At 63.4% G+C, this 11,371-nt stretch carries 5 protein-coding genes; 1 reads left to right on the top strand and 4 read right to left on the bottom strand.

Translation table 11 applies throughout. The features are described from left to right. Positions 1-200: 200 nt before the first annotated feature. Genes pbpC through MF268_RS16280 form a run of 3 tightly spaced genes read right to left on the bottom strand, consistent with a single transcriptional unit; the run spans position 201 to position 8,213 of the window. Positions 201-2,231 (bottom strand): penicillin-binding protein 1C, encoded by a 2,031-nt coding sequence (gene pbpC, locus MF268_RS16290; RefSeq protein WP_420485439.1) that lies wholly within the window; start codon positions 2,229-2,231, stop codon positions 201-203. Then, positions 2,224-2,763, bottom strand: coding sequence for a putative glycolipid-binding domain-containing protein (locus MF268_RS16285; RefSeq protein WP_238371915.1), 540 nt, complete (start codon positions 2,761-2,763; stop codon positions 2,224-2,226). The genes pbpC and MF268_RS16285 overlap by 8 nt, the downstream gene beginning before the upstream one ends. Positions 2,764-2,774: 11 nt before the next feature. Then, the gene (locus tag MF268_RS16280; RefSeq protein WP_420485438.1) at positions 2,775-8,213 is read right to left on the bottom strand and encodes an alpha-2-macroglobulin family protein; all 5,439 of its coding nucleotides are present in this window, start codon (positions 8,211-8,213) and stop codon (positions 2,775-2,777) included. A 157-nt stretch (positions 8,214-8,370) separates the two neighbouring features. Here MF268_RS16280 and MF268_RS16275 point away from each other — a divergent pair, with 157 nt between their 5' ends. Next, positions 8,371-10,656, top strand: coding sequence for a PAS domain-containing hybrid sensor histidine kinase/response regulator (locus MF268_RS16275; RefSeq protein WP_238371914.1), 2,286 nt, complete (start codon positions 8,371-8,373; stop codon positions 10,654-10,656). On the opposite strand, the gene yaaA is transcribed toward MF268_RS16275, so the two are convergent. After that, a complete protein-coding gene (yaaA, locus tag MF268_RS16270) occupies positions 10,590-11,360 on the bottom strand; it encodes a peroxide stress protein YaaA (RefSeq protein WP_238371913.1) in 771 nt (256 codons plus the stop codon). The two genes, MF268_RS16275 and yaaA, sit on opposite strands and share 67 nt — an antisense overlap. Positions 11,361-11,371: the final 11 nt, after the last annotated feature.

Here is an 11,371-nt window from a genome sequence, read left to right as displayed (position 1 = left end):
GATCTCGACCAGAACCTCGCCCGCCTTCGGACCTTCGAGATTCACCTCCATGATTTCAAGCGGTTTGCCGGCTTCAACGGCGACTGCGGCGCGGGTTCGCATGGGCGGTTCTCCTTGGGTAAACAATTTCTGCCTTAACTGTGGCAGTTGTGAAAATTCTGCAAGATATTGTTCGATCAAATCGGGATTTGCGATGAATTTCAGTCCAGTCGGATGGTTATGCGGTCGGATGCTCCCTTTGAATCGGTGACGGTGAACGTCGAATACCCGATGCCCGGGCTTGGTATCTCGATCTCGCGACGGTGCTGGTCGCGGGCAACCGGCGCGCCATTTGCAAGGATGAGAAACGGTGCGACGCCGCCGCGGAGCTTGATGGTCACGCCCCCGTTGCCGGACGGCAGACGCGCGCCATCCGGCGGAAAGGCCAGCTCGAAACGATCCGCGCGTTCAAAGACCTCGCTGCGCGCGCGGAACCGTTGCAGCGGCGCGGGCAGATCGGCGCTATGGGTGATGAGCGTGGAGGGCGGGGGCGGCGGCAGCCTGTCGAATGTGGGTTTCAGTCGACCAAAGGCCTCGAACAGAACCGGCGCGGCTACATCCCCACCAAAGGCACCGGGAACCGGCGTGCCATCAGGACGGCCCATCCAGACGCCGATCACATGACCTCCGTCGAAACCGATCGCCCATGTGTCGCGGTGCCCATAGGAGGTTCCGGTCTTGTAGGCCAGTACCCCGGCCCGCGCTCCGGGGGGCGGGGGCAGACCGGCAAGGATGTTTCCGACCTGCCAAGACGCTTCGGGAGAGAGCAATCGGGTCGAGTTGCTGCGATGCGGCATAGATTCTTCGCTGCGCAGCGAAACTGCCTTTCCACCGCGTGCGAGTGCAGCATAAAGCTGGACGAGATCATGCAAGCTGATGCCCAGACCACCCAATGAAACAGCGAGTCCGGGTTTGTTTCCGGGAATATGGAGCGCCGCACCGGAGTGTTCGAGCGCAGCGGTAATGCGGGCCGGGCCAAGCGCGTCTGTGAGTTTTACCACCGGGATATTCAGCGATTGCTGCAATGCAGCGCGAACGCGGATATCGCCGCGAAACTGGCCGTCGAAATTCTGCGGCGCGTAGGTGCCAAAGCGGACCGGCCCGTCGTGGATCAGGGTTTCGGGATGCGCCAACCCCTGATCGAAGGCTAGCCCATAGATCAGCGGTTTCAGGAGCGACCCGGGTGAACGGATCGCGCGGGTCATATCGATGAAGCCTTCGCGCTGCGCCGCACCGCTGTAACCGGGCGAGCCAACCGAGGCGAGGATCCGGCCGCTCTGATGATCGGCGACGATCAGCGCGGCCGAGATGCGCGACCCGGCGCGTCGGGCGGCATCACGCACGAGGTCCTCCATGCGCGACTGGATTTGCGCGTCCAACGTCAGGTCATGGCGCGGGGCTCCGTCGCGCAGGCGGTCGGCCAGATGCGGGGCCAGTTGCGGGAAGGGGCGCTGGTGGCTGGGCAGCGCTTCATCACGATCTGCAGTGCGCGGCAAGACACCTTCACCGGAAAGGCGGTCGAGCACGCGGTTGCGGGCCGCGCGCGCCACGTCGGGGTGACGGTCGGGCCGACGGCTTTCAGGCGATTGCGGCAGGGCGATCAGCAGCGCGGCCTGCGCCGGGGTCAGGCGTCTGGGTTCCTTGCCGAACCATGCGAGCGCTCCGGCGCGAATGCCTTCGAGATTGCCGCCAAAGGGCGCATGGGTCAGGTAGAGATCGAGGATCCGATCTTTGTCCAGCCGCCGTTCCAAGGCCAGCGCCACACGCACTTGGCGCAGCTTGCCAGCCCATCTGCCGGTTGGGCCGTCTTCGATCAGCCGGGCCACCTGCATGGTCAGGGTCGAACCACCGGACACCGTCTGCCCGTTTGCGATGGCCTGTCCGACAGCGCGCAGCAGGGCCAGCGGATCGACGCCCCGGTGGCTTGCAAAGCGGCGGTCCTCGTAGCGGACCAGCATCCGGATATAGGCAGGGTCCACTTCGGACGCGGTCACCGGCAAGCGCCAGAGGCCGTCACCCACCTGGAACGCGCGCAGCAGCACGCCGTTGCGGTCTCGTATCTCTGGCGAGGTTTCGGCAAGCACCGGAGGCAGGACGGTCGCATCGACCCAGCGGTCGAAGGCATCCCGACCGGCCCCTGCCATCCCCAGCAGCACCACGGCCGCAAAAAGCAGCCGCGCGGGGTTACGCATCGACCCAGCCTTCCCAGAGGCCGGGGTAGCTGAGGACAAAGCCGCTGTCGTGAACCTTCAGCTCGGCGGTGAAACCGGGTGAGGAATAGGCGAAATGCTCCGGGCCGGTACGCGCATAGCTTTGATCGAGCGGCTTCAGTTCGTCCAGTTCCGGCACCAGCCATGCGGCGCTGACGTTGATCGGCGCGGGGCTGTCGATGGACAGGCGGCGCAGCGGCAAAAGGTTGGTTGCGGGCGTAAAGCTGAGGTCGATGTCGCGGGCGAAATCAAGTGCGCGCTGTGGCTTGTCGTTCAGGAACCAGCCCGAGGCATGGCGCTGGATTCGGATCGCGATGCTTTCCCCCGCGCGCGAGCCGACGACATCGGCCGAGAGGGTCGACCAGTCTTCGTCGCAGCGCACGGCATAGATCAGCGAGGTCTCGATCTCTTTCTCCAGCCACTTCGCCTGACCGCTCAGCATCCAGCCGTGGTCGAGCCGCGAGAGGGTGCAGCGGTCGGTCCCGTTATGGTCGAGCCGTCGCCAGTTTGCCATCGCGAGCCCCGTCATTCGGAAACCGTGATCTGGCTGGTGGACGTGCGGGCTCGGTAGCGGGGTCGGTACATGTCCTCGACCGAGGCGGCGGGATGGTGGAAGGTTCCCGGAGTCACGGCGCGGGCGATATAGGCGAGCGTCACGGGACGTGTGTTGCGCATGTCGACGGCCGAGACAAAGCGGTCGCTGCGGAATTCGCTGTGCTCGGCTTCTGAGAGATCAAGCCAACTGAGCGCGCCGATATCGCCTGAACGGAGCAGGTTGGGGTTGTCGATCTCGATCCCGGCAGGGAGTGGATCGTCGACGATCAGCCGCGCTCCGGCGCCTTCGAATGGCGTCACCCTTAGAACGGTCACAAAACGTTCGCCCACGGCAAAGCTGTCACCGTCAAGCGGTTGACCGTCAAGGTCATAGAAGCTGCGTTCGATACTGTAGCCGGTGCCACCGGCATCCGGCGGGATGACAGGAATGCCCGAGGTGGTCAGGGTGATCTCAGTCGCCTGCCCGTCCTCGGTACTGAGCGAGAGGCTGTCCGCGCTGTCTTGTTCGAGGATTTCGACAAAGGGGCCGCTTACCGGCGCGCCATTGACCCGCAGACCCGATCCGCCGGCCCGGTCGATGAGCGCCTTGGACGCCATGAGCGACCACGCGGATTCCTGGGTCGAAAGCTTTTCAGGAGAACTTGTGACGCGGATTGTCAGCGCCTCGGCATCGACGGCGGAGCTGCCCGCTTCGGTCGCCAGCGCCAGAACGGCAGCGCTGTCCCGCAGCGTGGTGCCGTAATCCGCGCGCCAGACCGGAGCGTCGTTATCCTGACGCGCCAGACGGTTGGCGGCGCGGGCAAACATTGCATCGGCGCGGGTCTGATCGCCATAGGCGGCCAGCGCGGCGCCGATCTGGGCGACGGCCAGGGGGGTGGCGAAATCGTCCGCCTTCACATCGGCATAGTAGCGCAGGTCGCCCATGGCTGCCGCGCCTTCGCGGGCGAGGACGAGCAGCGCATAGGCGATATCTTCGCCGCCGTTTTCAAAATCGGGCGCGTAATTTACCCGGTTGCGAAGATTATCCATCGCCATCCGAAAGGCGATATCCGGCACGCTATGACCTTCGGCACGGGCGCGGCTGAGGAAATCGGCGACATAGGCATCCAGCCAGAAGTCGCCGGATTCCGCGCGCCAGAGACCAAAGGCACCGTTCGGGCTTTGCCGCGTCAAAACGCGGGCAATGGCCGCATCGATACGGTCATCGATGTCGGCTGCGGTGCCAAGCCCGGTCGCTTCGGCCACCGAGGAAAGGTAGAGCAGCGGCATCGCCTGCGAGGTCACCTGTTCGGTGCAGCCGTAGGGATAGCGGTCAAGCGCGTCGAGCAGGCCGGGCGCGTCGAACCGGGCCAGCGGACCGGCAGAGATCATCGCCTTTCCGGTGCCGGGCTTCATTTCCGCAAAGACATCCGGTGTGAATTCAAAGGCATCCCCGGCCGAGAGAGTGAACCGGCGGGTCTGCGAGATAACCGGGTCATTCGCCCGCACCGGCAGGCGCAGGGTCTGGCGCAGGGTCGTGCCATCGGGCGTGGTCAGCACCACGTCAAAGCTTGGATCGCCAACGGTGCTGGCGCTGACCGGCACGGTAAAGGAGGCTTGGGCCTTGTCGGCCAGATCAAATGGTGCCGGAGCTGTGCCGATATTCAGCCCTTCGCCGATATTTTCTATGGTCAACCGCATCTGGCCGGTGGGACCATCGGCATGGGTGACGTCCAGCAGGATACGGCTCTCGTCGCCGGGCGCGAGGAAACGCGGGACAGAGGCATTCACCACGACCGGATCGCGGACCGTCATGTCGCGTTCGGCCTGACCGACCGCATCGCGCGACCATGCCACCGCCATCAGGCGCACGGTGCCATTGAAGGCGGGGAGGTCGATTGTCACCTCTGCCGCGCCGTCCGGTCCGACCTGCACCGGGCCGGAGAACTGTGCCATAAGGTCCTGCGTTGGCGGGGGCGATTGCAGCCGCGCGCCCTGATCTGCGTCGCCGCCCGAGCGGATCACGCCCATCGCGCCATTGCCGGGGTCGATCAGGCGACCGTAGATATCCCGCATCTCGACCCCGAGACGGCGCTGACCAAAGTAATAGGCCGAGGGATCGGGACTCTCGAAGCCGGTCAGGTTGAGGATGCCAAGATCGACGGCGGCCAGCGTCAGCCAGACCTCTTCGCCTTTGGGCGCGTCACCGATGGTGACGCCTACGGTCTGCGATTGACGGGGTCTTGCGACATCGGGTGCGTCGATGGAGACGGTCAGTTGCTTTTCACCGGGGGCGATGGCCGCATGGGCAATGCCAAGGCTGCGGGTCGGCGTCTGGGCATTCGTCTCTTGCATCGGGCGCAGCACGGTGGCCGTAACATAGGCACCGGTGCCCCAGTCTTCGGTCACCTCAAGCGGGATGGTCGAGGCACCTTCGGCAAGTTCCACGACCTGCCGCGCGATCACGTGGTTTGACACGACCGAGATCAGCGCGGTGCCAGGCGCGCGCGGCACCAGCCGCAGCATAGCGGTGTCGCCAATGGTGTAATCCGCGCGGTCGAGCGACATTTCCAGCCGGTCCGGCGTGTCGGCGCTTTCACCACCACTATACCATCCGGCGGAGAAGCTGACGGAGCTGGCCGTGTAAGGGCCGTCGATGCGTTCGACGATCAGTTCGTATTCGCCCCAGTCCACGGTTTCCGCCAGTTCGAGAGGTACCTCACTCAGGCTGGCTTCGCCGGTAGCAATGCGGGTGCGGCGGGTTGTCGGCTCCCAGTTCCAGTTGCCGTATTGCTGATACCACTGGTAGCGGGTTTCCACGCGGTTCAGCGTCCATTTGACCTTCATCGCCTGCGGGGACAGATCGGGCGCAAGGCCGATCACGTCGAACCGTGCCTGCTGTCCTTCACCCAGAACATCTTCGAACAGGGGTTTGATCCCGACAACAGGGCCGTCGGGTAGGACCGGTGCGGTCAGGCGGCGTTCAACCGGGCGGGCCGCGCCATCGGCTACGCGGGCAATGATGGTCAACTCCTGGGGTCGTTCGGCGCTGGTCGGATCGGGCAGTTCGACGGGGAAGGCGGCCTTGCCCTGCGCATCGGTGCGACCGCCGGAGAAATAGCGCGCGCGAGGCGAACTGTCTTCGTCGTGTCGGCCAAAGCGATAGCCTGGCCAGCCTTCAAGCTCAGTCGCAGCGGTCAGTATCGCTTCGCCTTCGACGGTCAGGTCGGCACCGGGCGCGCCAAAGAGGTAGCGCGCGTCAAGCGTCAGGGTCGGTGTGGATCCGAGCCGGACGGTGCCGTCGGCAAGGGCAAGCTCATAGTCGATCCGCTCGGGGATGAAATCCTCGACCAGCAGGGTCTGGCTTGCCAACGGTTCCGCATCGGGGGCGGTGCGGATCGCCAGCCGCCATGTGCCGCGCGGCACGGCGGGGCCGGTCGGAAAGTCGAAGACATGGCCGCCAAGATGCCCGCCGTCCGAAATCTTGCGGCTGTATTCCACCCCATCGGGTCTGGTCAGGATCGCGATCAGCGGCAGGCCCTCGATCGCAGCGATTTCGGCGTCGCGCGACAGAACGGTCGCGTGGATGGTTTCGCCCGCTCGATAGGCGCCCCGGTCGGTGGTCAGGAAAACATCGACGGGACCAGCGGGCGCACGTCCCTCGACCCCGCGATCCGACAGGTCAAAGGCCGGATCGGTAAGGGAAAGGAACCCAATGTCGCTCTCGCCATCCTCGGCCAGCAGCAGGGCCGGGGCGGCGGCATTCGTGCCACGTGTCAGGCCGGGTTCGAAGCGCGCCATGCCGTCGGCGTCGGTGGTGGCGGTTGCCAGCACCGCGTTCGCGCGCGAGATCAGCCGGAGTGTTACACCTTCGCGGGGCTGCGCGTCCGACAGCCCACGCAGTGAGACATGCAGCCCGTCGGTGCCGGATACTGTCGATATACCCAGATCGGAAAGCACGAACCATTGCGTGGCCGAGGGGCTGTCATCGGGGTCGGCGCCACTGACACGGGCGGTCAGCGCGTAGATGCCGGGAGCCTGACCTGCGATGGCTTTGCCCATGGGCAGGCGGGTGGTCATATCGCGGTTCATCTCGCTCTGAACCTCGGCGGTGCCGGACGAGATCTCTTCGGCTATATCGGTGGAAAAGCTTTCGAGCTGCCATTGTGACAGGGGGCGGCCGAAATATTCTTCTTGCATGGTGCGCAGCAGGTTGCGGTCGCTGACGCGGCGCAGGGTCAGGTCGAGCTTGCCTGTATTGACTGTCTCGACCGGCAAAGCGGCACTGGCGGATTTTGGCAGCACATAGGCGCGGCCCGGAAAGCTGACTCCGGGCGAGCGGTCGCGGACATATTGCGTGACCTCGACTGATTTGGCGAGGGTCTCGCCGCTGGCGGCGGGCAGACCCTGCCGCAGGGTAATGCGGTAGCGCTGACCATGTTCCACCCCGTCGACGCAAAGCTGCGCATCCTCGACCTGCACAACGAGGGTAGCATCGCCGGTCTGCACATAGGGTTCGTAATCCACACCCGCCTTCACCAGCGGTTCAGAGAACTGCGCGCAGATGCGCGGTGTGGCGCTTTCGCTTTCGACCGAGGTATCCGTCACGCGGAATCCATATTGACCGACGGCCCGGTCAAGCGTGGTGCGGATGTCGTCGCGGGGCTGTTCGCTGAGCGCAAGCCGCAGCGCCGGGATCATGTCGCGCCCTCGCCCGAGCGCCTCTAGCGCTTCGGCCAGCGTCGCCATTGATGTGGCGCGTCCCGCTTCGTTTTCGCCCCGAAGGTAGCCGTTGATCGCGGCGCTGGTCGCGCGGGTCTGGTAGTTGCGCCGGTCGCTGCGGTTATCGGTTTCGATATCGAGCAGCAGGCGCGCGTATTCGTTCCAGAGATCGGCCCGGTCCGACAGGGCAAGCGCCGCGCCGGTCCACGCCATCGCCTGCACGGTATTGCCCTGCGCGCGGCGGTCGCGGGCGTTCGAGAGTATGGTTTCAAGATCTTCGCCGTTGCTTGCGTGGCCAAGTCCGAGTTCGCGGCCTTGAAGCAGGGCGCGGTCCAGATCTTCTTCGCCAAGGAAATCAAGCGCAGCGCGGCGTGTCTCACCGGCGCGGACGACCGACGGGCTGGTGATCAGCTTGACCGCGGAAAAGGCCCCGGCAAAGGCGCTGCGTTCGGTGACGCCACGCTTGGGAAAGCAGGCGTTCGAGCGTGTATTGAAGGTGAAAGCGCTACATTCGGTATTGGCAGAGCAGGTGCGCACGCAGCTGGGCAGATCGGTGTCGAACAGGTTGTCGAGATCGGCGCCGTAGAAATCGGTATCGCGGGTCGCGAAATAGCGGAAATCCGGAATCAAGGATTGCGCCGTGGCCGGCACTGTCAGGGATAAAATCGTTAGAAAGCCAATCAAAATGAGTTTGGCGAAACGCATCATAAAAATATCTCCATTCCAATACACTTCAGGGTCGCATTTAAGAGCGTCACTGGCAAGAACCCGTGCTGTCACATCCCGTTTAAGCCCATATTCACCTGAGCGCCCGATGCTGCGCTTTGTGTGATGCATTTCAGGATCGGGGCGGAGCGATAAGGCCATGAGCCTTGCAACAAAACTTGCCGAGGAACGCCGTGCGCGACTGGCGGCGGAACGGATGCTTGAGCTCAAGCAGGCCGAGCTTTCCGCCGCCAACCGAAAGCTGGGCCGCCATGCGCTGGCGTTGACGAAACGCATCGGCGAAACCCAGGCCGAGGTGGCGACGGTCCGGGTTGAAAATGAAAAGGTCAAATCGGATCTGACTGTCGCCAACCGCAAGGTCATGATCGCCGAACAGCGGCTTTGGGATTCCTTCCAGACGATTCAGGACGGGTTTGCCGTATTCGATGCCGACGGCCGGATGATCGGTGCCAACTCTGCCTATTTCCGGGTTTTCGGCGGGCTGGATGAGGTCGCGCCGGGCATACCCTATTCCCGCATCCTGCAACTGCTTACCGATGAGGGGCTGGTCGATACGCAGGATCTGCGCCCGGCGGAATGGCGGGCGATGATGACGATGCGCTGGGAATCGCCACGCCCCGAACCGATCACGTTGCGCTGGTGGAACGGCGAATACTTCAAGCTGACCGACCAGCGCGGCAAGAGCGGCGACGTGGTGACATTGGCGCAGAACATGACCGCCACCGTCCGCTATGAACAGGAGCTGAAAGCGGCCCGCGCCCATGCGGAACAGGCAAGCCGGGCGAAATCCGCGTTCCTCGCCAATATGAGCCATGAGATCCGTACGCCGATGAACGGGGTGGTCGGCATGGCCGAACTGCTCTCGGATACCGATCTGACCGAGGAGCAGAGGCTTTATGCGGATACCATCCGCAACTCCGGCGAGGCGTTGCTCGAGATCATTAATGACGTGCTCGACTATTCCAAGATCGAGGCGGACAAACTGGTTCTCAAACAGGAAGCCTTTGATCTTGAACGCTGCATTCACGAGCTGGTGTTGTTGCTTGCGCCAAAGGCCAAGAGCAAGGGGCTGGCGCTGGCGGCAGATTTCGACGTTTTCCTGCCGACCAAGTTCGTTGGTGACGCGGGGCGGCTGCGGCAGGTGATGACCAATCTGCTTGGCAATGCGGTCAAGTTTACCGGGCAGGGTCATGTGGTTATCCGGGTGACGGGCGTGCCGGATCACCGGGCCGGGACATGCGATGTGCATGTCTCGATCGAGGATACCGGCATCGGTATCCCGGCCGACAAGGTCGATCACGTCTTTGGCGAGTTCAACCAGCTTGAGGATGCAAGCAATCGCCGGTTCGAAGGCACCGGGCTGGGGCTGGCCATATCCCGGCGGCTGATCAACCTGATGGGGGGCAAGGTCTGGGTAGACAGTACCGAGGGCAAAGGGAGCTGTTTCGGCTTCCAGGTGACGCTGGACCTGGATGAAGAGGCCGCCGTCGATCCGCCGCGCCTGCCGGATTGCCTGAAACGGGTGCTGATCATCGAGGACCATGAGCTGATGCGCGAGATCCTTGAAAAGCAGCTGAGCCAGCTTGGCTTGCAGGTCACCGCCTGCCAGTCCGGGTCGGAGGCGCTGGAACAGGCAGGGGCGGGTTTTGACCTCGTGGTCAGCGATCACAACATGCCCGGCATGGACGGCCTTGAGTTGGCCGATTCACTGCGCTGCGAGAAAGAAATCGACACGCCGTTCCTTCTGCTCAGTTCCAACCCCGGCTATGCACAGAACGATCCGGCCTTTGTTCATGTTCAGGGGCTGTTGCAGAAACCCTACCATCGGGCCGCGCTCTTTGACCGGCTTTCCGAAATCGCTGAGACGATGAAGGGCCGTGATAGGGTGGCTAAACCCGAACCCGATGAAAGCGCCGAGGATAAACCTGCAATCGCGCCGCCGCCATCGGTTGTGGTCGAAGCCCGCCGGATGCGGGTTCTGGCAGCCGAAGATAACAGGACCAACCAACTGGTGTTTCGCAAAATGGTCCAGCATCTGAACGTCGAGCTTCGTTTTGCCAATAACGGGGCCGAGGCGGTCGAAGCCTATGATGAGTTTGAACCCGACCTGATTTTCATGGATATCTCGATGCCCACGATGGACGGGCGTGAGGCGACGCGCGAAATCCGCAAGCGCGAGGCCGGGGGTGACAGGCATGTGCCGATCATCGCCCTGACCGCCCATGCAATCGAGGGCGATGCCGAGGAGATCCTGTCACACGGGCTTGATCAATTCATGACCAAGCCACTGACGAAAAAAGCCATTCAGGAACGTGTCGAAGCCTTTTGCCCGGCGGGCGTACAGCCTGCGGCCCTGGATCAGGTGACCGAGGGGCGCACAAATACCGGCTTGTCCGGCGATGACAGCTCGGCGGAAAACGCATAGCCGCCTGCCTCGAAATCGCGGAGTGACGCCGGATCGGTCAGACGGTTCTGGACGATATATCGCGCCATCGCGCCGCGTGCCTTCTTTGCGTAAAAGCTGACGATCTTTGGGGTGCCGTTCTTTTCTTCCATGAAGGCGGGGGTAATTAGCCTGAGCCGAAGGGCATCAAGGTCTACGGCGCCGAAGTATTCCTGACTGGCGCAGTTGATCAGCGTATCGCTGCCCATCGCTTCGCCCTGTTCGTTCAGCGCCTTGGCGATCGTATCGCCCCAGTAGTCATACAGCGATTTGCCGCGCGGGTTCTTCATGCGGCTGCCCATCTCAAGCCGGTAGGGCTGGATCGCGTCCAGCGGACGCAGCACGCCGTAAAGCCCCGACAGGATCCGCAGGTGGTTCTGCGCATAAGACATCTCATCAGGGTCGAGCGAGGCGGCCTCGAGCCCCTGATAGGTATCGCCCGCAAAGGCGAGCGCGGCGGGGCGGGTTTCGTCACCATCGGGCGCATCACTGAAATCGCGAAAGCGTTCGACATTCAGCTTGGCCAGATCGGGGCTGATATGCATCAGCTTTTCAAGATCGCTTTGCGTCAGGCCACGGGCGGTCCCGGCCAGCGCATTGGCATCGCTCAGAAAGGCGGGCGTTGTCGTTTCGACGTCGCGCGCGGTCCAGTCCAGCTTTTTCGCCGGAGAAATCACGACAAGCATATCTACCCCAC

The sequence above is a fragment of the Heliomarina baculiformis genome (assembly GCF_019966545.1).
Classification (GTDB): Bacteria; Pseudomonadota; Alphaproteobacteria; order Rhodobacterales; family Rhodobacteraceae; genus Heliomarina; species Heliomarina baculiformis.
This window is presented reverse-complemented; position numbering and strand designations above follow the sequence as displayed.

What these genes read in the sequence shown, in the direction of transcription:
- pbpC (WP_420485439.1), bottom strand. Translation starts at nt 2,231, where the DNA reads ATGCGTAACCCCGCGCGGCTGCTTTTTGCGGCCGTGGTGCTGCTGGGG.
- MF268_RS16285 (WP_238371915.1), bottom strand. Translation starts at nt 2,763, where the DNA reads ATGGCAAACTGGCGACGGCTCGACCATAACGGGACCGACCGCTGCACC.
- MF268_RS16280 (WP_420485438.1), bottom strand. Translation starts at nt 8,213, where the DNA reads ATGATGCGTTTCGCCAAACTCATTTTGATTGGCTTTCTAACGATTTTA.
- MF268_RS16275 (WP_238371914.1), top strand. Translation starts at nt 8,371, where the DNA reads ATGAGCCTTGCAACAAAACTTGCCGAGGAACGCCGTGCGCGACTGGCG.
- yaaA (WP_238371913.1), bottom strand. Translation starts at nt 11,360, where the DNA reads ATGCTTGTCGTGATTTCTCCGGCGAAAAAGCTGGACTGGACCGCGCGC.